Source organism: Thermogemmatispora carboxidivorans (assembly GCF_000702505.1).
GTDB lineage: Bacteria > Chloroflexota > Ktedonobacteria > Ktedonobacterales > Ktedonobacteraceae > Thermogemmatispora > Thermogemmatispora carboxidivorans.
Map to the genome: position 1 here is coordinate 936,870 of NZ_JNIM01000001.1, position 21,152 is coordinate 958,021.

Annotated in this window: 20 protein-coding genes; 14 read left to right on the plus strand and 6 right to left on the minus strand. The window is 58.9% G+C overall.

All coding sequences use genetic code 11. The annotated features are described in order from the left end of the window. Positions 1-252: 252 nt before the first annotated feature. From N688_RS03620 to N688_RS03635, 4 genes are all read left to right on the plus strand, one after another. Entirely contained in the window at positions 253-1,827 is a 1,575-nt protein-coding gene (locus tag N688_RS03620; protein WP_052888012.1) for a DUF1800 domain-containing protein, read from the plus strand. Positions 1,828-1,911: 84 nt separating this feature from the next. Continuing rightward, positions 1,912-3,174, plus strand: a complete 1,263-nt coding sequence (locus N688_RS03625) for a DUF1501 domain-containing protein (protein WP_052888013.1) — start codon at positions 1,912-1,914, stop codon at positions 3,172-3,174. A 240-nt stretch (positions 3,175-3,414) separates the two neighbouring features. Continuing rightward, complete coding sequence (locus N688_RS03630; protein ID WP_052888014.1) at positions 3,415-3,963, plus strand: hypothetical protein; 549 nt, start codon at positions 3,415-3,417, stop codon at positions 3,961-3,963. Then, the gene (locus tag N688_RS03635; protein ID WP_052888015.1) at positions 3,963-4,508 is read left to right on the plus strand and encodes a hypothetical protein; all 546 of its coding nucleotides are present in this window, start codon (positions 3,963-3,965) and stop codon (positions 4,506-4,508) included. Before N688_RS03630 ends, N688_RS03635 begins: the two co-directional genes overlap by 1 nt. Positions 4,509-4,739: 231 nt before the next feature. Here N688_RS03635 and mctP read toward each other — a convergent pair whose 3' ends face one another. Further along, positions 4,740-6,326 (minus strand): monocarboxylate uptake permease MctP, encoded by a 1,587-nt coding sequence (gene mctP, locus N688_RS03640; protein WP_052888016.1) that lies wholly within the window; start codon positions 6,324-6,326, stop codon positions 4,740-4,742. Positions 6,327-6,431: 105 nt separating this feature from the next. Next, positions 6,432-6,626, minus strand: a complete 195-nt coding sequence (locus N688_RS03645; RefSeq protein WP_052888017.1) for a DUF3311 domain-containing protein — start codon at positions 6,624-6,626, stop codon at positions 6,432-6,434. 607 nt (positions 6,627-7,233) lie between these two features. On the opposite strand from N688_RS03645, the gene N688_RS03650 reads away from it, so the two are divergent. Further along, entirely contained in the window at positions 7,234-8,409 is a 1,176-nt protein-coding gene (locus N688_RS03650) for a protein kinase family protein (protein ID WP_052888018.1), read from the plus strand. 321 nt (positions 8,410-8,730) lie between these two features. After that, entirely contained in the window at positions 8,731-9,639 is a 909-nt protein-coding gene (locus N688_RS03655; protein WP_052891354.1) for an HpcH/HpaI aldolase/citrate lyase family protein, read from the plus strand. A gap of 130 nt (positions 9,640-9,769) precedes the next feature. Here N688_RS03655 and N688_RS03660 read toward each other — a convergent pair whose 3' ends face one another. The 3 genes from N688_RS03660 to N688_RS03670 all read right to left on the minus strand — a co-directional run bounded on the left by N688_RS03660 (position 9,770) and on the right by N688_RS03670 (position 12,551). Next, entirely contained in the window at positions 9,770-10,285 is a 516-nt protein-coding gene (locus N688_RS03660) for a MaoC family dehydratase (protein ID WP_052888019.1), read from the minus strand. A 34-nt stretch (positions 10,286-10,319) separates the two neighbouring features. Further along, positions 10,320-11,489: an acyl-CoA dehydrogenase family protein gene (locus tag N688_RS03665; protein WP_052888020.1), complete on the minus strand. Its 1,170-nt coding sequence runs from the start codon at positions 11,487-11,489 to the stop codon at positions 10,320-10,322. Positions 11,490-11,624: 135 nt separating this feature from the next. Then, a complete protein-coding gene (locus tag N688_RS03670) occupies positions 11,625-12,551 on the minus strand; it encodes a LysR family transcriptional regulator (RefSeq protein ID WP_052888021.1) in 927 nt (308 codons plus the stop codon). 393 nt (positions 12,552-12,944) lie between these two features. On the opposite strand from N688_RS03670, the gene N688_RS03675 reads away from it, so the two are divergent. The 4 genes from N688_RS03675 (at position 12,945) to pheA (ending at position 16,088) form a co-directional block, all read left to right on the plus strand. Continuing rightward, entirely contained in the window at positions 12,945-13,769 is an 825-nt protein-coding gene (locus tag N688_RS03675; protein WP_052888022.1) for a cytidylate kinase-like family protein, read from the plus strand. A gap of 254 nt (positions 13,770-14,023) precedes the next feature. Beyond that, on the plus strand, positions 14,024-14,212 hold the full coding sequence (locus N688_RS03680; RefSeq protein WP_052888023.1) for a hypothetical protein: 189 nt from the start codon (positions 14,024-14,026) through the stop codon (positions 14,210-14,212). A gap of 293 nt (positions 14,213-14,505) precedes the next feature. Next, complete coding sequence (locus N688_RS03685; protein ID WP_052888024.1) at positions 14,506-14,886, plus strand: DUF983 domain-containing protein; 381 nt, start codon at positions 14,506-14,508, stop codon at positions 14,884-14,886. A 266-nt stretch (positions 14,887-15,152) separates the two neighbouring features. After that, positions 15,153-16,088 (plus strand): prephenate dehydratase, encoded by a 936-nt coding sequence (gene pheA / locus N688_RS03690; RefSeq protein WP_081838479.1) that lies wholly within the window; start codon positions 15,153-15,155, stop codon positions 16,086-16,088. A 322-nt stretch (positions 16,089-16,410) separates the two neighbouring features. Here pheA and N688_RS03695 read toward each other — a convergent pair whose 3' ends face one another. Beyond that, a complete protein-coding gene (locus N688_RS03695) occupies positions 16,411-17,442 on the minus strand; it encodes a P-loop NTPase (protein WP_081838480.1) in 1,032 nt (343 codons plus the stop codon). A gap of 284 nt (positions 17,443-17,726) precedes the next feature. Here N688_RS03695 and N688_RS22635 point away from each other — a divergent pair, with 284 nt between their 5' ends. The 4 genes from N688_RS22635 (at position 17,727) to N688_RS03715 (ending at position 21,148) form a co-directional block, all read left to right on the plus strand. Further along, positions 17,727-17,996, plus strand: coding sequence for a hypothetical protein (locus N688_RS22635; protein WP_156025277.1), 270 nt, complete (start codon positions 17,727-17,729; stop codon positions 17,994-17,996). Further along, positions 17,969-18,655, plus strand: a complete 687-nt coding sequence (locus tag N688_RS03705; RefSeq protein ID WP_052888026.1) for a Crp/Fnr family transcriptional regulator — start codon at positions 17,969-17,971, stop codon at positions 18,653-18,655. Before N688_RS22635 ends, N688_RS03705 begins: the two co-directional genes overlap by 28 nt. 336 nt (positions 18,656-18,991) lie before the next feature. Beyond that, positions 18,992-20,029 (plus strand): decaprenyl-phosphate phosphoribosyltransferase, encoded by a 1,038-nt coding sequence (locus tag N688_RS03710; RefSeq protein ID WP_202901834.1) that lies wholly within the window; start codon positions 18,992-18,994, stop codon positions 20,027-20,029. A 21-nt stretch (positions 20,030-20,050) separates the two neighbouring features. Continuing rightward, positions 20,051-21,148, plus strand: coding sequence for a lysylphosphatidylglycerol synthase transmembrane domain-containing protein (locus N688_RS03715; protein WP_052888027.1), 1,098 nt, complete (start codon positions 20,051-20,053; stop codon positions 21,146-21,148). Positions 21,149-21,152 lie beyond the last annotated feature (4 nt).

A 21,152-nucleotide genomic window follows, 5' to 3' on the forward strand; every position in this document is an offset into this window, starting at 1 on the left:
GCTTGCCTGCATGAAGGAAGGCCCCGAGGGCAGGGCCTTCCTGGATAGCGAGAGGCACAGCTTCCAACTTTCTTGAACGATTGATAGTTTTGCACGGTGACGGACCGGGCCAGATTCCTTTCGGGGGCCATCTTCAGCAAACATATAGCTCTTCTTGAGGAGATCTTGAGCTTTCTCTGCTAGTATGACTGCTATAGTCCAGAAAACAGTTTCCCTGTTTTGTAGAGAGGATGCACGGGAGCGACCTGGCGTATGGAAGAAGCAGCAAGCTATGAGGCACCGACCTGGCCCCACCCGGAGGAGCAGAGAGAAGCGGAGTCGAGAGCGTCTTCCTCAACCTCAGAGTCAGCCTCAACGCGGCTGCCCCGGCGACGCCTCCTTGGGCTGGCGGGGGTCGGCCTGGGGGCAGCGGGCCTGGTGACTGGAGGCATCGTCCTGGAACAGCTCTGGCAGCAGAGCCACGCAGCTGGCTCTCAGGCCGACCAGCAGCTCATCGGTCACTTGCTGCGGCGTGCGGGCTTTGGCGCTGGACCCGCAGAGCTTGCGCTCTATCGCAATCTTGGCTTCGCCGCGGCGGTTGATCGTCTCCTGAGCTACCAACAAGTCCCCGACGATGAGATGGAGCAGCGTCTGGCGGCCCTCAATCTCAATCTCGATCGACCACAAGATCAGCAGCGGTGGTGGCTGTTGCGCATGGCCTGGACGCAGCGTCCGCTCTTGGAAAAAATGACCCTCTTCTGGCATGGGGTGCTTACCAGCAGCTTTCGCAAAGTCGGCGGTCCGCGCTTCTATCGTCGCATGGTTATCCAGAACCAGTTTTTGCGCGAGCACGCCTTCGATACCTTTGACAATATCCTGCTGGGGATCACCAGTGACCCTGCTATGCTCTTCTATCTCGATCTCACCAAGAGCACGCGCAACGCCCCCAATGAAAACTATGCACGCGAGCTGATGGAACTATTCACCATCGGGCTGGGTCATTACACCCAACAGGATGTTACCGAAGGAGCGGCGGCCCTGAGCGGCTGGCATGTTCGGGGCTTCTCCTCTTATTACAATCCTGACAGTCACAGTGAGCGTATCAAGCATTTTCTGGGGCACAGCGGAAACCTGGATTATCGCGACGTCATCGCGATCCTCGCCGACCATCCGGCCACTCCCTGGTTTCTCGCGCGCAAGCTCTTCAGCTTCTTTGTCTACGAGAGCCCGAGTGAGGAGGACCTCCAGCCGCTCGTCACTGCTTATCAGCGCAGCAACCATAGTATTGGGGCGGTCATGCGTGCGCTCCTGCTCTCTCCGCAGTTTGCCTCGGCCAAAGCCTACCGTAGCCGACTCAAGTCGCCGGTTGAATTCGCCGTTGGGGCCTATCGAGCTTTAGGCCTCCAGGACGATGGCAGCCTTCTGCCGCAGTTCACCACGCTCATGGGCCAGACAGTGTTCGATCCTCCCAACGTTGGCGGCTGGCCTGGTGACAAGGTCAGCGCTTTCTGGCTCAATAGCGGCACCTGGATGACGCGCCTCAATTACGTTGATCTGCTCCTGCGTCGTGGCCTGGGGCGCGCTACGGTGGGTCCACTCGATCTGCAATCGCTGATTGAGAAAAACCGGCTGGCCTCACCCGAGGCCTTCGTCGACTACTTCGCCGCCTTCCTGCTTGACGGCCAGCTAGCCGACGACCGGCGGGCCTTGCTCGTCAGCTATCTCACTTCGCCAGCGCCAGGGCGGCAGGAGAGCGTCACCTTTGCCAATGGCCGGGCCTACCCGCTCAGTCGTGTGCGGGGTGCTCTCTATCTCCTCCTGGCCTCGCCGGAGTATCAGCTCGACTAATCAAACGAAGATGGAAAGAAGCAGGCGACCCGGAGGCCCACAGTCGTGCTCTATGGGGGAGCCTGATTGAACTGGGAGGGAGCAATGGCACTGTCTCGTCGCACTCTTATCAAAGATGGCATGCTCGTTGTGAGCGCGGGCATGGTTATGCCCTCTGTCTTTAGCCGCGCCGTGCTCTCGGCGCGCGCACAGGCCCGGGAAGGGGCGCCAGTGGCCCAGGCGGCCAGCGAGCGCACCCTGATCGTCGTGCAGCTAGCCGGTGGCAACGATGGTCTCAACACCGTCATCCCTTATACAGACACCCGCTACTACCAGATGCGCCCCACGCTGGCTATCAAAGAGGCCCAAGTACTGCCATTGGATCAGCGGCTGGGCCTGCATCCTGAAATGGCAGGCTTCAAAAAGCTCTGGGAGGCCGGGCGCCTGGCCGTCATCGAGGGAGTCGGCTATCCCAATCAAAGTCTCTCGCACTTCCAGGCGATGGACATCTGGCAGACCCTTGATCTCAGCGGTAACGGTCGCGAAGGCTGGCTAGGGAAGCTCGTGGCCGGCCTTGTCGATCAAGAAGGTCACCCTTTCAAGGCGTTAGAGATCGGTAGTCAGACCGCACTTGCCCTTTCATCGCTCACCACCCAGGTTCCGACGCTCGCCAGCCTCAGCTCTTACCGTCTCAACGCCGACCCAGCCGATCACGATGGCGGAGCCTCGCGCCTGCAGGCTCTGCTCAAACTCTACAATTCCTATCCGCGTACTGCGCCTTACGCCGTGCTGCTGGAGGCGACCGCCCTGGACGCCCAGGAGGGTGCGCGGCGCCTGCGGCAAGTGGCCAACACCTACAAGCCTGCCGTGAGCTATCCCCAGGGTCCTTTTGCCGAGGGACTCAAGATTCTCGCGGAAGTCATCGTCAACGATCTGGGCCTGCGTGTCGGCTACATCACTCTGGGTGGCTTCGACACCCATGCTAACCAGCAGGAGACCCATGCCCAGCTTGTCAAAACTCTTTCCGACGGCCTCTATGCCTTCTACACGGACCTCGCCTTGCATGGCAAAGCTGATCAAGTAGTGGTCATGACCTGGTCCGAATTTGGACGACGTGTTGAGGAAAATGGCAGTCTGGGAACCGATCATGGGACGGCGGCCCCCATGTTCGTCGTCGGCACTGCTGTCAATCGCGGCATTTTTGGGGAGCCGCCATCGCTGACCAATCTGGACGACAATGGGAATCTGAAATACACGCTTGACTTCCGCTCGGTCTATGCCACCGTCTTAGAGCGCTGGATGGGGGCCTCGGCGCATACTGTCCTGGGAGGCTCCTTCGGCACGCAAAATTTCCTCTCGGCCTCATAGCCATATTGGCTATTGGGCTGATCTAGCCTATCGACGACTCACCGGCGTTTCCCCTCCGTGGTGAGCCGATGTGCTCCTGGTCACCTGGCAGCGATGGCCGTCGGGTGACCAGGAGCAGCAAAATTGCCAGGTGACCTGTCCCTCACCCCCAGCGGGAGGCCGCCTGACCCGCCTGTCGGATCTTTGCTATAATATGAACCGGTTGATCTAACTCTCGCAGTCAGGAGTACCATCGTCAAGATGTCTGATGATTTCAAGGAAGAGGGGTATCCGCAGCGGCGTGAGCTGTGGATCACACTGGGCATTGTGGTGCTAGTGATGCTGATCGTCCTGGTTGGTCTCATGGCCTATAGCCACTTACCGCGAGCTGGAGGCAATAGCAACGATGGGCTGACGGCGCTTACCCCCACCCCGGCGCAGAAGAATCCGGTGGCCTCCATCGAATTAAATCGCTCCTTCTCCTACAGCGGGGTCAACCTGACCGTGACCCGGGTTGGTGAAGCAGGCAGCTACTCTGATGATCAGAAGCACCAGAGCAACTATGTCATTCGGGTCTATCTGGACGCTCAGAATCCCGGCGAATCGCCAGTCGGGATCGACTACCAGGCCCTGGCGCGCCTGGTGCTGCCCGATGGCACCCAGATAGCCCCCCAGCTCATCACCATTCCTCCCGTGGTCCTGCCGGGCCAGAAGCAAACGGGCTACCTTGATTTTCCTACCAATCAGCAACTCGATCTCTCCACGCTTTCGCTACATCTCGGCAAGAAAGCGCAGGTGCTCTTCTCCTGATGCATTCCCCGGACGAATACGAACGACAAGAACAGGAGCAAGAGGAGCGAGGAAGCGATGAGCTGCTCGCCTCAGATGAGCTGCGCCTCCCAGAGGGAGCCAGCTTTCTTGTGCGGCTGCACGCAGTCAGGGCCTGGCTGGCGCTTCGGCAAGAGGAAGCCAGACGAGCCGTGGGTGAGGCGGCGCTGCGCCTGCAAGAGCAGGCTCTGGCCCAGGAAAGAGAGTCACGTCCACGCCGGCGTCAACTAGAGCAACAGGCGCGTCGGCAGGAGCGGGCTCGTCAAGATCTGGAGGAAGCCACCCATCGGCTCCAGGCCTACACTGAAGCCGCAGCCCTCTTAGAGGAGACGGTCGATCACATCAGCGGCCAGCGCGTACTGGTCGAATATTACCTGACCCTTAGCGATCTGCTAGAGCGGGCAGTAGAGAACGCCGGGTTGCCCCAAGAGAGGGAGAGCCTGGTCGCCCGTTCGCCACGGCTCCAGGCCTGGCAGGAAGTGCTGCAGCGCGTGGAGCAGGTAAGCGTATCAACAGAAGACGACTAATCAGCTTGCTGGAGAATAAACGAGTAAACCGGACAAGGCGAAGAGAGACGAGTATCCCCCACCCATGAAGGTGAAGAAGGCCCGTCTCTCTTCGTTCGTTCCAAAGCTCCAATCGCGCCTTCGTCTTTGCCGTCCGTTGGGCCTCATCTGGGCCAGGGCGGTCAGCCAGTCAGCCAGCGTGCGCCAGGTAAGGCAGGGAGCGGACGAGAGAGCAAGTCCAACCGACAGGACTCAGGCCAGCTCCTCCATCAGTGGCTCCTTGGGCAGAGCAGTCAGCCCCTCCTCCTCATAATCGGCAGGCTGCGTATTGTCCTTCCCCGAAGGAACCCCCAAGGCCCGGAAGACCGGGGTCAGGATCAGCGTCAAGACCAGATTGACCAGCAGCGAATAGACGGCGATATAGGCGGCGATCTTCACATTCCCGAGAGAGATCGTAAAGACCGAGGAGGCGAAGTTATTGGCCACTGCCATCCAGGTGCCAGTCACCATGCCGCCGACCCAGCCGATAATCATCGCCCAGCGGTGCATCCAGTTGGTATAGAGACCCAGGAAGACCGGGGGCAGCGTCTGAATAATCCAGACCCCGCCCAGGAGCTGGAAATTGATAATATCGGTGGCCGGCACAAGCAGGATAAAGAGCAAGGCGCCGAACTTCACCACCAGTGAAACCACCTTTGCCACCGTCGACTCCTCGCGGTCCGAGCAATTCGGGCGGAAGTACTCCTTATAGATATTGCGCGTAAAGAGGTTAGCCGCGGCAATCGACATCACTGCGGCAGGGACCAAAGCGCCGATCGAGATAGCGGCGAAAGCGAAGCCCGCAAACCAATCGGGGAAAGCCCAGCTCACGAGCGAAGGCACGGCCCCATTGGCCTTATAGCTCTGGAAGGCAGGCTGGCTTGTCACCCCGGTCCCGGCGGCGATGGCCATATAGCCGAGCAGAGCCAGCAGGCCCAGCATCAGCGAATAAAGGGGCAACAGCGCCGCATTGCGCTTTACCACCTGGCGACTGCTACTGCTGAGCACCCCCGTCATCGCGTGAGGATAGAGGAAGAGAGCAAGGGCTGAGCCGAGAGCCAGGGAGGCATAAGCCATCTGGGCCTGGGGAGTCATCAGCAAATCGCGGAAGGTCGTGCCCTGAGCAATGGCGTTCACATGCTTCGCATGGGCCGCGGCGAAGATATTGCCGAAGCCGCCTAACTTAATCGGAACCACAATGATCGCCACGATCATCACCGTAAAGATCATCAAATCCTTGACCAGAGCGATCATCGCAGGCGCGCGCAAGCCGCTGGTATACGTGTAAGCGGCCAGAATGAGGAAAGCGATAATCAGAGCGGCCTCAACTGGAACCCCCATCTGAGCGATCGAGACCTCGATGCCGAACATCTGGAGGGCGATGTAAGGCATCGTGGCCAGAATGCCAGTGAAAGCCACCACCAGAGCAAGGGTGCTGCTCCCGAAGCGATCGCGGACAAAGTCCGAAGCGGTGATATAGCCGTGCTTCTTGGCGACGCTCCAGAAGCGCGGCATCAACAAATAAACCAGGGGATAGGCCACAATCGTGTAGGGAACAGCGAAGAAGCCGGTGGCCCCGCTGTTGAACATAAGGCCCGGCACAGCAACGAAGGTGTAGGCCGTATAGAGGTCGCCGCCCAGGAGGAACCAGGTAATCACGGTACCGAAGCGTCGACCAGCCAGCCCCCACTCGTTCAACAGGCTCAGATCACCGCGACGCCAGCGAGCGGCAACGAAGCCCAGCACGGTGACAAGAATGAAAAATACGATGAAGACGCTTAAAGCAACGACATTGACCATTGCAGTCTTTCCTTTCTCGGCAGGCATTGCATCACGGTGCAATGCGGCAATCCGTTGCGCAGATGCTCGAACAACGCTGTTCTCAGGGCCGCTTGCTTTGCTGGCTCAGCCTCTCAGCCAGTAAACAATGGCAGTGACCAGCGCGCCGAGAATGGTCCAGAGCAGCTGATACCAGTAGAAGAACGGGATGCCGATGAACTCCGGCTGATAGGAGTTGTAGAGAAAGGGCAGCAGGGTGGCGATGAAGGGGATGATGAGCAAGAGAAGAGGCCAGCGTCTCTTCTCAGTACGGGTAACCATAAGCTGTCACTCCTTTGAAACAGGTGATACGATCCCCGCGGCGCGTTGGGAGACGATTGGATGGAAAACCTGACGGACATAGTCGGCATGGTTGGTGCGAACCTGATAGCAAGAGCCAGCACACAGGCATGAGGTAATGGATGAAGCAGCACCCACCTCACCGGCTGGCTCACTTACTTACTTACTTGCTCGCTGTTGACCTTGGCCGAGACCATCCGCGCGTGCACCCTTTGCACGCAACTGGCCCGATTAGGCTGAACTGGCGCGTCTCTCAGTCTGTACTGTTGCTGGACCCGGCAACTGACACGCCCACTGCTGACTGGTATGCTATAATCGTACGCAATCAAAGTCGAAAAGTCAACCCGCCCTTCAAGTTAGTCATTCGGACAACCGTTCCTTATGCTCCTCACCTCAGTTTCCTCTCAGACAAAGCGGACTGGTATGATTGGAACAACGAGGGGAATTTTCCACCTGTGCAGAAGTATAATGATATAAAGGTAGCACTACCAGATGGCACATCGCTCTGTTAAGCTCTTCCTGGATATTCGTCATATACAATAAAAAGGGTATAATAATAAGGAGAAGAAGAAAGGCAGATAGTCAGCTCATGAACGAAGCGCAGACGAGAGGGAGCGCGTGGGATGGAGAAGAACGGGAGCTGCGTGGGGCGGCGCTGCCGGAAGGCTCGATCATCCTTGGCGGGCGCTATCGTCTGATCCGCCTGCTGCATGAGCGTCCGCGTGTCCATCTCTACCTTGCCAGGCGTCTCTCGGGCAGGTGGGAGCGCATCCAGTACAGTGAGGAGCCGGAGCCGCTGGTAGCGGTGCGCGAGCTGCTGCTTGGGGGGCTGAGTGCTCGCGAGCGCATGCAGATTGAGCGTGCGGCCTATGAAGAATTTGCCTCTTTCACGCTGCTGGCCTCGCCGCGCCTGCCCGAGGCGGGTGACCGTCTGCGGGTAGAAGGTGACCGACACTATCTTGTGCAGCAGCTGGTTGGTTTGCGGCAGGCGCGTGAGCTAGAGGTCATGACCCTGTCCGATCTGCTGCTAGCCGATGGGCGCTGGCCGGCCTGGCTTGATCTGGAGGTTGCGCTCTCCTGGAGTATTCAGCTTGCCCGTCTGGTGGCGCGTCTACATCGCCTGGGTTGCGTGCTTGGGGATCTTGATCCGGCCACCGTGCTGATCGATGCTGATGGGCGGGCCCCCTGGTCGCCGACGTTGCTCGTCTCCTGGCCGCCGCCGCCGGTCTTCTGGCAAGCGACCGTCGGCACTCCCCAACTCGCCTTCGAGCATTACCGTCAGCTCTTTCCGTCGCCTGCCCCCTCGGCGGCCAATCCATTTGTGGCCCCCGAGGTCTTTTCAGGTCAATGTGACGAGCGCTCGGATGTTTATTCGCTGGGGGCGCTTCTCTACCTGCTTTGCACGCATTACGCGCCTATTACCGCGACGCATCGCCAGTTAGCGGAGATCCTCGATTGCGAAGAGATGGGGGCAGAGGTTCCTGATCCCTTGGAGCCGTTGCCCGTGCCCGAGGGCCTGGCCCTGATTCCTCCTCATTTGCTGAATGTTCATCTCCCACTCGCCATTGAGGATATCCTCTTGCGAGCTTTGGCCCTGGACCCTGAGCAGCGCTATCCCTCGGCCTTTGCCCTGGTAGAGGAACTAGAAGCTCTGGACCTGAGTCGTCTGGGGATCGCGCGCTATCGACCTGGCGTTCTGGCCCGTTGTCTGAGCAAGCTCTCTGTCTTCCTGCGCCGCTGCACTGGGGCTTACGATCTTGCCTAGGCACAGCTCTGCCGCCTGCTTCCTGTCCTCGTGAGTCAGTGAGTGAGTGACCAGCCCAGCAACGACCAACATACCTGCCGGGCAGGAGCCAGCACTGATTATTACTGCCTTTCTTCGGGGGAGCCTGCTGCCGGCCCTTTCTCGCCGTCAGGAGGCTGATCGGGCTGGCCACCTGTCATGTCAGGCCCATAGAATAGAGATAGGGGAAGGATGGTGTATGATAAAGGGGAGGTCAGAGAGACGAGAAAGGCTCTGGTCTCGCCCTTGTGGCGCCGGCTGCTTTCTGCACAGCAGGTGAGCAAAGGAGAGGACACAGCTATCATGAGCACGGTGCGTCTGAGACGCAGCGAACTGTCGACACCGGCCAGCAATGCGCGCATGCTACAAAAGGCGGCGGCCAGCCAGGCCGATCTGGTCATGTTGGATCTAGAAGATTCCGTCTCCCCCGCCGAGAAGGAGAAAGCGCGGGAGCAGGCCATCGAGGCCCTGCGCTCGCTGGACTGGGGAAACAAGACCCGGGCGGTGCGCATCAATGATCTTGAAAGCGAGCATGCCTATCGCGACATTGTGGCGCTTGTCGAAGAGGCTGGGGAACATCTCGACATCCTGATCGTTCCCAAAGTCAAGCGAGCGCGTGACGTCTGGTGGGTTGATCGCTTGCTCACCCAAATCGAGAAGCGCTGCAAGCTGACGCGGCCCATTGGACTGGAAGTCTTGATTGAGGAGACTGAGGCCCTGATCAATGTTGAAAAGATCGCCCGCGCGAGTAGGCGCCTGGAAGCCCTGATCTTTGGTCCTGCCGACTATGCGGCTTCCCAGGGCATCGATCTGAAGTACATTGGCAACGACCTGGATGCCTATCCTGGCGATCTCTGGCACTATGCGCGCAACAAGATTGTTGTCGCGGCGCGGGCGGCGGGTATTGAGGCTGTTGATGGTCCCTATATCGACATCCGCAATCTTGATGGTTACCGACGCGAATGCCTGCGGGCGAGCGTCCTGGGCTTCAGTGGCAAATGGGCTATTCATCCTGAGCAGATCCCCATTGCCAACGAGGTCTTCGCGCCCCCATCCGAGCAGGTAGCTCAGGCGCGTCGGCTGGTGGCGCTCTATGAGGAGGCTCAGCGTCAGGGGCAGGGAGCCATTGAAGTCGAAGGGCGTATGATCGACGTGGCCGTTGTGCGCAACGCGCGGCGGCTCATCGCCCGTGCTGACCTGCTGGGCCTCTGAGTGGCCAGCAGGGGATGGCAGGCGTGGCTTGCCTCGCCGGCGCCAGGAGGGGCGGACCGACGCCTGCCTGACTCTTGAGTGACCTCCACTGCAGGACCTGCTCGGAGCGCCTACCGGGGGCAGGATTGGCCTACAGACTGGTTCCGTCGCGCCCTTGCTCAATGCGGGCGTGTATCTGGCGCTGCAGCTCCTCATCCAGGGCCCGCGTGGGGACCAGCACGCGCCTCCGGTATGACAGAACCTTTTCCCCACGCTGGTTGTAGGCTACTGTCTCGACAGTGACAATGCCACGGTCCGGCTTACTGGTCGAGAGCCGCTTATCGAGCACGCGCGACTCAGCATAGATCGTATCGCCGTGGAAGGTTGGGGCCAGGTGCTTGACTTCCTCAAATTCAAGATTGGCGATGGCCTTCCCGCTGACATCGGGCACCGACATGCCGAGCGCGATGCTGAAAACCAGTGCGCCCACAACCAGACGCTGCTTGTGCTGCGTGTAGGCGGCATAGTTGGCATCGATGTGTAAGGGATGGTGATTCATCGTTAACATGCAAAAAAGCGTGTCATCATACTCGGTGATGGTGCGCCCCGGCCAATGCTTATAGACATCCCCAACCTCAAAATCTTCGTAGCAGCGACCGAATGACATGATAGACTCTCCTTCTCGATACTAGCCCGAACGGTTACCTGTCGAGCGCATAGCGTTGAAGGAGCTGGCGGGCGATGATCAGGCGCTGAATCTCGCTTGTGCCTTCGCCGATCAGCATAAAAGGAGCATCGCGATAATAGCGCTCGACATTGAACTCCCTGATGTAGCCAAAGCCGCCGTGGATGCGCAGTGCCTCCAGCGTCACGCGCTGACACATCTCCGTGGCGAAGAGCTTGGCCATCCCCGTTTCGAGATCGCAGCGCCCACCGGCGGCCTTCTTGCGGGCTGCCTCATGGAGCAATAGCCGGGCGGCCTCGATCTCCGTATACATCTCGGCCAACTTCAGCTGAATGGCCTGATGCTCGGCGATCGGCTGGCCGAAGGTACGGCGTTGCTGGGCATAGCGGATGGAGTCCTCAAAGGCGGCGCGAGCCAGGCCCACAGCGCGAGCGGCCACGTTGAGTCGTCCGATCTCCAGGCCACTCATTGCCTGTTTGAAGCCCTGGCCCTCAACGCCGCCGAGCAGATTAGCCACTGGCACGCGTACCTCCTCAAAGACCAGCTCAGCCGTATCCACGCCCTTATAGCCTAATTTCGCGAAAGTGCGGCCCACATGGAGGCCCGGAGTCTCCTTTTCAACCAGAAAGAGGCTCATGCCGCGGTAAGGTGGCTGAGCCTGGGGATCAGTGCGGGCCAGCACGGCCAGAATGCGGGCATGGACCCCGTTGGTCACCCAGAGCTTGGCCCCATTGAGCACATAGAACTCCCCGTCGCGCACCGCTGTCATCCGAATAGCCTGGACATCGCTACCAGCCTCAGCTTCTGAGAGGCAGAGAGCGCCCCGGCGCCTGCCCTCGGCCATCGCTGGCAGAAAGTGCTGGCGCTGCTCTTCGGTACCGTACTGAGCGATCAGAGCAGCCACCAGGACATGCGTATTGACCACCCCGGCCAGGCTCATCCAGCCGCGTGCCAGCTCCTCGATGAGCTGGACATAGGTCAGCAGGTCCAGCCCCAGACCGCCATAGCGCTCGGGAATAGTGGCTGCGAAGAGGCCGAGGTGGCGTAGCTCTTCGACCAGCTCGCTCGGATAACGGTCCTCATGCTCCAGCTGCTGAGCAACCGGCAGCACCGAGCGCTCCACAAAGCGCCTGACCTCGGCGACTAGCAGACGCAGCTCCTCATCGGGGTGTGATGGCATCTCCATCGAAACCTCCTTTGCTTACTCACTCGGGTCTCGTCCAACAGGGTGACTACTCCTTTGCAGCCGAGCCAGAACCCGTGCCTTGTGGCAGGTAGTGGATGCGGGCGCTCAGCCAGGTGGCAGCGGTTGCTGTCGGTGCTAGGAGTGCGGAGGTTCCTGCTTGCGGAGTCGCTTATCAGCGTGTTGCAGGAGAAAGAGCTTAAAAGCTCTCGCTGTGGCGGAAAGATTTTTGTCCTTCAGATGCACGATACGCCACTGGCGAATAATCGGAAAGCCCTCGACATCGAGAATGACCAGGCGGCCTGTCTCCAGCTCCATATCGATGGCCACCCGCGAGATCAGAGCGATTCCCAGACCTGCGGTTACGCCCTGCTTAATGGCGCTGTTGTTGCCTACCTGCATCGCCATCTTCAGCGGGACTCCGGCCTCCTGGAAGAGGCCCTCCAGAGCTGCGCGTGTGCCCGAACCGACCTCGCGCAGCAGGAAAGTCTCGCGCGTCACCTCCTCAAATGGGACCTTGCTGCGTCCCGCCAGGCGATGCGTGGGGGCGGCCACCAGCACCAGCTCGTTAAAAGCGAAAGGCTCAATGACCACTGGAATGTCATCGGGCACCCGTCCAACCACCGCAATATCGATGCGGTTATTGGCCAGAGCCTCTACCACCGCCGCCCGGTTAAGCACATTCAAAGTAATCTCTACCTCGGGATACATCTGGTGAAACCTGCCGAGCAGGCGCGGAATGACATAGGAGCCAACGGTGGTATCGGCGGCCACGCTGAGCCGCCCATAGTGTGGGCTCCGCAAGGACTCAATGACCTCCAGGGCCTCCTCGATGACAGAGAAAATCTTCTGGCTGTAGAGATACAGCTCCTCGCCGGCCTGTGTAAGATGGGTCTTGCGCCCGATCTGGTCGAAGAGCTTAACGCCCAGGTTCTCCTCAAGCTGGCGGATCTGCGCCGAAACCGCAGGCTGGCTAAAATGGAGTTCCTCGGCGGCCCGGACAAAGCTACAATGCTTGGCGACCACCTGGAACGTAGCGAGCTGATGCAGATTGAGCGTGCGCATGGGGTCTCCTGGCAAGAGAATAGGAATTCGACGATCTATGTCTACTCTGTCTAAGATGTAGAAAGCTCAGTTGCATAAATGCTTGCTCTTTATCGTTTATCTATTATCTTAGAAGAAAAGGGCTGGCCTCGACAAGCGAGCAAAGAATGGCAAGGCCCTCTTTAAGGGAGCGTCAGGCAGGCGACTGTGGGGAGGGCGCCAGAGCAGGATAGCTCTCCTCTAGATAGGATTGACCTTGCGTCTGGCGCTGACCTCAGTATACCATGAGGGAGGGGAAGGTTGCAGGCGAGCAGCAAGCAGTTCCGCTTCGTGGTGATCAGCCAGCGCCCGTTGACCGACGGGTGGACCTGCCAGCTGGGCAGTCGAGGCGGTCAGTAACTCAAGGAGCCGGCTATGAACAGCGAGAACGAGGGGCAGGTCCGCGAGCAGGCAGCGGACGAAATGGGAGAGCGCTCCGCCCGTCCCGAAGGGAGGGGAAGCCCGACGCGCCTGCTGGAAGAACGAGCCTGGAGTGAGGAACTGCCGTCAGGGATTCCTCCCCAGGGAACGGTGGTGATCACCATCGCCCGTCAGCTCGGCAGTGGTGGCAGCGAAGTAGGGCGTCTGGTGGCCCGTCGCACGGCGCTGCGCTATCTGGATCGCCAGATTATTATCGAGGTGGCCCGGCGCCTGGGCGTAGATGTCCGTGAGGCAAGGCGCCTTGATGAGTATACCGCTGGCGTGGCTGCCCAGATCCTTGAGGCTGTACGTGCCAGCCAGCCCTTCACTCTCAATTACGCTGGCTTGCTTGGTCAGGCCGGTCGTCCCCTGCAGCAGTATGATGAGGTTGCCTATCTGCACCTGACCCAGAAAGTCATTCTGGAAATGGCTACGCAGGGGAACGTCATCATTGTTGGTCGTGGCTCCCAGTTCTTGCTACAACATGCTCCGCGCACGCTCCATGTTGCTGTCTTTGCTCCGCTGCCGCAGCGTATTGCGCGCGTCATGAGCGCGCTGCGCGTTGATCAGCGTCGGGCGCGCGAGCTGATTGAGCAACGTGATTATGAATATGCTGCCTACCTGCGCCGCTACTATGGAAGCGATGGCCAGCAGCCTGGCCTCTACCACTTACTCATCAATACTGGCCTCTTCTCCTTCGAGCAGGCTGCTGACCTCATCTGTCAGGCCCTCACCGCCGTCAGCAGCGAGCCAGAGGCCAACCCCTCATCTCCTCAGTAGTCACTGATTGGACAGCCTGCGCTCTCCTATGGTATACTGTGGCGAAAGCAGGCGGGACACAGGTCTTTTTCTTCTGTGCCGTGCAGTAGTTAGCCAGCCTGCTTGCCTGCCTGCCTGGGTGGTGGAACGGCGGAGCGAACCCGGCGAATGGCAGGAAGACGCTTCCGCCTGGGAAGTGAGCGTCGTGCAGAACGCAAGCCATCACTGCCACTAGAGCGAAACCAGTTATTCACAGATGAAAGGGGGTAGCGTGTATGCCGCGTAAGGGTGAGCTGTCCAAGACAGCGCGCGCATCGCTAGCCAATCGTGAAGAGGTCAACCATCTGACGGACCGCATTTGCGCGAAGTGCGGCGAGCCGATCATGCTGAAGGAGCTGCAGCCGGTCAAGGTGATCGGCAAGGGCATGGTGTACTATCACAAGAACCACTATAGCATCCAGTAGTAGGAGCATTAGCGGCGGGGAGCGTACTCAGAGCGAGGAGGCCCACCTTCCCATTCAGCGTCAGCCGGGACGTAGCGGCCTGGAGAGCCAGGTCAGGTATGCTCAAGACGGTGCTTACCTGCATGTAAGGAAGACTTTGGCTACGCTGGCTCGGCTGGGTGTGCCCGCTGGCGCCCCCGCCTGCCCAGTTCAGACAAGCGGTTCTGGCCTTCTCTGCTCTTCTGCTCTGGGGTGGCGGCGCGACGCAACGACGGCGCTGAGTGCGTGTCTTCGTCTGAGAAGGTGTTGAGCCAATGACATGGAAACGAGCACGTGTCTTATTCTTCCGGGCCTTGTTGCTGCGCTGTCCGGTTTGTGGTGAGGGGAGGCTCTACTGCGGGGTATTCAAGACCTACGAGCGCTGTCCGGTCTGCAACTTCGAATACGAGCGTGAGCCAGGCTACTATACGGGGGCGATGGCCGTCAACCTCGTGCTGAGTGAGCTGCTCATCACTGCGATCACTCTCCCGCTGGCGGTCAACACCAGTGTCCCCTTTGTTCCCCTGCTCATCTGGGGCATGACGATGCCCATCATCTTCCCCCTCATCTTCTATCGGCACACGAAAAGCTTCTGGATGGCTTTTGATCATCTCATTCATCCTGTGACCAACGAGCGCATCTTTTTCCCTGAGTAGGGTAGGACCAGTCTCCCCATATTGATGGAGGCATGCGGCCCGTGTAAGTACGGAGGGAGGGGAGCGACAGAGGCCATCTGGCGTGCTAGCCGAGGGAGGTGTTGCCTCTGCCATACCAAAGGTGCTACCTTGATGGTGTGTCGCGGCCTTTCTCTCTCTCCTTATGCTGGCCTGCCTCGGCCAGTGTCAGCCTTTCCTCTTGACAGCGGAAACAGGAATTGGGACAATCGAGAACAACTATCCATGTGAGGAGCAAGGTATCTTTGATGGTACAATCGCTAGAGCATGAGCAGGATCGTCCATTGTTGGAGGAGGCGACCTTGCGTGGAGGAGAAGGGCGGGGAAGGCCGGCCACGGCTGGTGCTGAGGAGAGCGAGAAGGTCACCATCCGCGTAGCCTTTCAAGGCGAGCGGGGCGCGTTTGGCGATGAAGCGGTGCGGGCCTACTTTGGTCCTGCCAGCGAGCCGCAGCCCTATCGCAGTTTTGCGGACGTCTTTCACGCTGTTGCTGCGGGAGCGGTCGACTATGGCCTGGTGCCAGTAGAAAATTCGCAGGCTGGCAGCATCAATGAGGTGTATGATCTGCTGCGTCAGTACGATCTCTTTGTCATTGGCGAGGTCAGTCTCCCGGTCAACCATTGCCTGCTGTGTTTACCTGGGCAGCAGCTCAGCGACATCAAGCGTGTGATTTCCCATCCGCAGGCACTGGCCCAGAGCGAGGCTTTTCTGCGGGAGCTGGGGGTGGAAGTTGTCGCCAGCTACGATACTGCTGGTAGCGCCAAGATGATCCGCGAGCAGAATCTGAGAGAAGTAGCTGCCGTTGCGGGAGCGGCGGCGGCGGAGCTCTATGGGCTGCAGATTCTGGCTGAGGGCATCCAGACCATCAAGGATAACCACACGCGCTTCATCGCCCTGGGGCGTGATCCGGCCTCTCGCCGGGAGGGACCAGCCAAGACCATGATTGTCATGGCAACGCCGCATCAGCCTGGGGCCCTCTATCGCTGTCTGGGGGTGCTTGCTGAACGGGGGATCAACCTGCTCAAGCTGGAATCGCGTCCCTCGCGCCAGCGTGTCTGGGAGTATGTCTTCTATCTTGATTTTGAGGGGCACCGCGATGATCCGCCCGTGCGCGGCGCCCTGGCCGATCTGGCGCAGTATACGACCTTTTGCAAAGTCCTTGGCTCCTTCCCGCGCCGTATTTAGCTGGCTCGTGCTGAGGACCTGACGAGAGGGCCAGGCCAGAGGAGAGCGAGAGAGATGGAGGCACAAAGCATCCAGGGGGCACAGCGCAGCGTATCCTTGCTGAGTGTTCCTCTCCTTGGTCCTCGCCGTGCCCCGCTTGGCCTGGTCTGCTCCAACGTACTCCGGCTCCCTGCCCCTTCCTCTCACACAGTCCTCGGCTCTGTGAGAACAGATGGCCCGATGGTGGGCGGGGCCACAGCAAGGAGCGGGGTGGAGGGGGCGCAGCTCACCAGCCGACCGCTGGAAAGTGGTCAGTACGACAGAAGAAGCAGCAGCGCAGGACTTAGCGCTTGATCTTCAGGGTGTTCAAGAAGTTCTCAGCCAGTAGCTGGTAGGCCGACGATTCGTACTCTTCAATGCGACCTGCGTCGCAGAGGGCGGCAACCTGGGGATCGATCGGTAGCTGTGCGAGCAGTGGGGCGCTGGTGATAGAGACCAGCTCGGCGCCCTGGCTGGGACCGAAGATCTCGTAGCGCTCGCCCGAAGGAGTCTCGAAGTAGGCCATATTTTCAACCACGCCGATGATGGTGCCCTTCAGGTGTCGCACCATATTAATGCACTTCTTGACCACCATTGTCGCCAGGAGCTGTGGTGAGGAAACGATGACCACGCCATCCGGGACCACAGCCTGCATGACCGTCAGAGGAGCATCGGAGGTTCCGGGCGGCAGATCGACCAGCAAGAAATCGAGCAGGTCCCACTCAACATCGCTGTAGAATTGCTGGATGGCCTTGGCCACCATTGGCCCGCGCCAGATCACCGGGTCGCTCTCCTCTCCCAGAAACATGTTCATCGAGATCACCTTAATGCCGCCGCGACTCTCCACCGGACGAATGCGATTATCGGGCAGCATCGTTGGTTTACTGCTCAGCCCGAACATGCGCGCCATGCTTGGCCCGGTGATATCGGCGTCGAGCACGCCAACGCGATAGCCCTGACGGCGCAAAGAGACCGCCAGCAGCCCAGTGACGAGCGACTTGCCAACACCCCCTTTGCCACTCATCACGGCAATCACGTGCTTGATCTTACGCCCGCCTCCAGAAGCCATTGTCAGCGGAATACCCCGCCCAACGGGCGCCTTTTTGGGCGCGACAGAGACTGGCTCACCCTTAATAGCTGCGTTGAGGTCTTTGAGCAATAAGTCCAGCTTCTCTGGAGGCAGACGGTGAGTGCGCGCTCCCCCGGCGATGCTCTCACGGGAACCAACCGCGCACGCTGTGCAGGGTAACCCATAGCCGTGGAAAACCTTGACGGTCTCCGGATGCTTGGTTACCACATCATGAATGACCATATCGGCAGTAATAAGCTCCGCCATATCAGCTGATACCCCGTCCTCTCGCCAACCTGCCCGCCTCTGTCAGCCTGAAACGGGCAGGTCGACGTTGGTGTTTCTCTCTTGTGCCTATGTCGGTTTCGCAAAGTGGCTCTCGCCCTTAATTCCGACTTGTGCACTAAGTATTATAGCACAGGGAAGCTGGCTCTGGCTATGCTCTGCTCCTGGAGGGAGGGGGAGTGACTTACTCGCCCAAGTCTGCCCCATTCTGGCGAAATGAAGATCGAGCAAGAAAGCAAACGAAATCAAGAGAAGAGAGCTTTCTTGTGACATTGCACAGCCAGAGCCAGTATGTTATCATGGCCGCGAAAGGTCCAGCCAGGCGTACCTCGACGGCCTGGTTGGCAGGCGAATACTCTGATCTGAGACAGGGCCGGATGCTCCGCGCTGGTGCTGATGCTGCCGAGCTGACTGGTGGGCTCGCTTGCGATACGCGCGACCACTTGCTTACTCGTTTGAGTAAGGCCGTCGTCTATCCCGCCATCTACGCTCAGGAGGGGAATAGCTTATGTCGACAGATGAAATGCTGTATTTGAAGCAGGTATCGAGCTTTGCAGAACTCCCCGATGACGATCTCCGCGAGTTAATGGCGGTTGCCAAGAAGCGAACCTTTCGCCCTGGCGAAGTCATCTTCCATCGTGATGATCCGGGGCAAGTACTGTACATCATCAAGGAGGGCAAGGTCAAGATTGCCATCAACAGCCCGGATGGTCAAGAAATTTCGCTGGTCATCTTTGGCAAAGGCGAATATTTCGGAGAATTTGCCCTGCTGGACGGTTTGCCCCGCTCGGCGGATGCCGTCGCCCTGGAGCGCGTCGAGTGTTATACGCTGCAGCGCGACAACTTTCACCGTGCCCTTCTCAAGAATCCGCGAATTGCCATTCACATGTTAGAGTCGCTCTCGCGGCGTCTGCGCAACACTGATCGGATGATCGAGGACCTCATTTTCCTTGACGTACCGGGGCGGGTGGCCAAGAAGCTGCTCGAACTGGCCGAGCTGCATGGGGTACCCACCGAGGACGGCGTGCGTATTGATATCCGGCTGACCCAGCAAGACCTGGCGTCGATGGTTGGAGCCTCTCGCGAGAGCGTCAATAAGGTGCTTGGCTATTTTTCCGCTAAGGGGTATATCGCGACCGGTCATCATCGGATTACGCTCCGGCGGCCAGCTGAGCTGAAAGAGCGCATTTATTAGCGCAAACCTGGAGTGGAGGGCGCTGGCTGATCGGTGCAGGGCGCATCTCAACGTATCGTAGAGCCTGTCTCGTCCGATCCCCTTTCTCTCTTCTCGTTGGGGTCCAGGCCTGGCCAGGCGCTGCTGATCAACCTGGGCGGCCAGGGGCACCTGTCTCCTCTCTGTCTGTCAGACTGGCTGCAGGAAGAGAGCAAAGGAAGGCTGGGCTGAAGTAGAAGGCGGACTTCCTGCCAGGTCTGTTACTCCCTTTCCCCGCTACTCGTCTTCACACAAAGGTCAGGGTAGTCGCCCTGCAGGATTGTGCAGTTTAAAGGCAGCGAAGGGAGCGTTTGACCATTGAACGAAGCATTGACCGATCAAAGAGAGCAATCGCAGCCGGTCGAGCAAAACGTGACATTGGTCAGCGGCGCGAGAGAAGAAGTGGCGGAGAATAGGACGGTGACCTCTGGGACCCGATTGGGGGCCTTGCTGCAGGCCCTGCGTCCGCGTCAGTGGACCAAGAATCTGGCGCTCTTTGTCGGCATTCTCTTTGCGAAGCGCCTCTTGGAAGTTACTCCGCTGATCCATGCTCTGCTCGCCTTTATAGCATTTTGTCTTGTCTCCAGCTTTATTTATTTGTTGAACGATCTGCTTGATCTAGAGAACGACCGGCGCCATCCTCGCAAACGTTATCGTCCCCTGGCCTCGGGTCGTCTACCGATCTCCTGGGCCCTGGTGGCCATGAGCTGTCTCTTAGGCTTAGCTGCGCTGCTTACCTTGGCGATTTTTCTCGTTCCGCTGGGAGGCCAGCATCTGCCCTACAGCTCCCTGGGTGGGGGGGATCTGCTCTTCGCTCTTGTGCTGGCGACCTATGTGGTCCTGATGGTACTTTACAGCGTGCGGCTCAAACACGTTGTGTTGCTAGATGTCTTTATTATTGCGAGCGGTTTTCTGTTGCGTATTCTGGCGGGAGCCGTAGTCATCTCTGTTGTTATCTCTCCCTGGCTCTATCTGGTAACGATTCTACTCTCGCTGTTTCTGGCTCTCAACAAGCGGCGGCATGAGCTTGTATTGCTGCAGGGCGAGGCCAGCACTCATCGGCAGATCCTGAAGGAATACAGTCTGCCTCTGCTGGATCAGATGATCACCATTACTGCTGCGGCGACGGTTATGGCCTATAGCCTCTATACCTTCCAGGGACCGACGGGAGATCATCATCTCATGGTGACGATTCCCCTGATGCTCTACGGCCTCTTTCGCTATCTCTACCTGGTCTATATGCGTATGGAAGGGGGTAGTCCCGAGGAAGTGCTCTTACGTGATCGCCCGACCCTGGCGGCAGTCGGGCTGTGTGCAGCAGTAATTTTTGTGGTTCTGTACGTGCTCCCGTCTTAGCAAGAGGAGGATCATCGGCCTATGTTGACTGCGAGCCGGCTTCGAACTGTGCGCACAGGCATAGTGTTTTCGCTGGTGCTGGCTTTTGTTGTCCTGGTGGCGATCGCTCTCTATGCGGACTTCCCGCGCATGCTGACAGCGCTAGCGAGCTTCCGCTGGTCCTTCCTGCCCTTGATTCTCTCTTTGACGCTTTTTAATTACTGCTTCCGTTTTGTCAAGTGGCAGTATTATCTTCAGCGTTTGCAGATTCGTCTGCCGCGTCTGAGCAGCTTCCTCATCTTTCTCTCGGGGCTGTCGATGGCCATCACGCCGGGCAAGGTGGGAGAGCTATTGAAGTCCTATCTGCTCAAGCGTTCAACGGGAGAACCTATCAGCCGGACGGCCCCGATCATTATGGCTGAGCGGCTCTCGGATGGGCTGGCGATGCTGCTTTTGGCAGCCACGGGCCTGATCTTCTATCGCTTTGGCTGGGAAGTGCTGCTGAGTCTCCTTGTGGTAGGCTTAGGGATCATTCTGCTCATCCAGCATCGCGCGCTCTCTTTGAGAGTGCTCGCGGCTGGTGAGCGGCTACCTCTATTGGCGCGGCTGACACAGCCGCTGCGTGCTTTCTATGAGAGCGCCTATACGTTGCTGCGCTGGCGCCCTCTCTTGTTCGCCGTTACCATCGGCTTTCTCTCCTGGTCGGGGGAGTGTCTGGCGCTCTATTTTGTTTTTCTCGGCCTGGGTGTGCCGGCCTCTCCGGACCTCTTGCTCAAGGCTACCTTCATTCTCGCGGTCTCTTCTCTGGTAGGTTCAGCCTCCGGTCTGCCAGGTGGCCTCGGTACCGCCGATGGTAGCCTGCTTGGTCTGATCCGCCTGCTGATTTCTTCCTCTGCTGTTCTTGGTGGGGCTGCAACGCTATTGATTCGCTTCTGTACGCTGTGGTTTGGCCTGGCGCTCGGTGTTATCGCATTGCTTCTTTTGCGTCTTACTCAATACAAGAAACTTTTCGCGCCGGAGCCTTATGAGGAAGAAAAGATGTATTTCTCAACAGTTACAGATTCTGATGCAATGCTGCCTGAAGCCGATGGAAGCTACCATCTATCCCGGGCATCGGCACCTCTAAGCAACGGAGAGTGAGCAA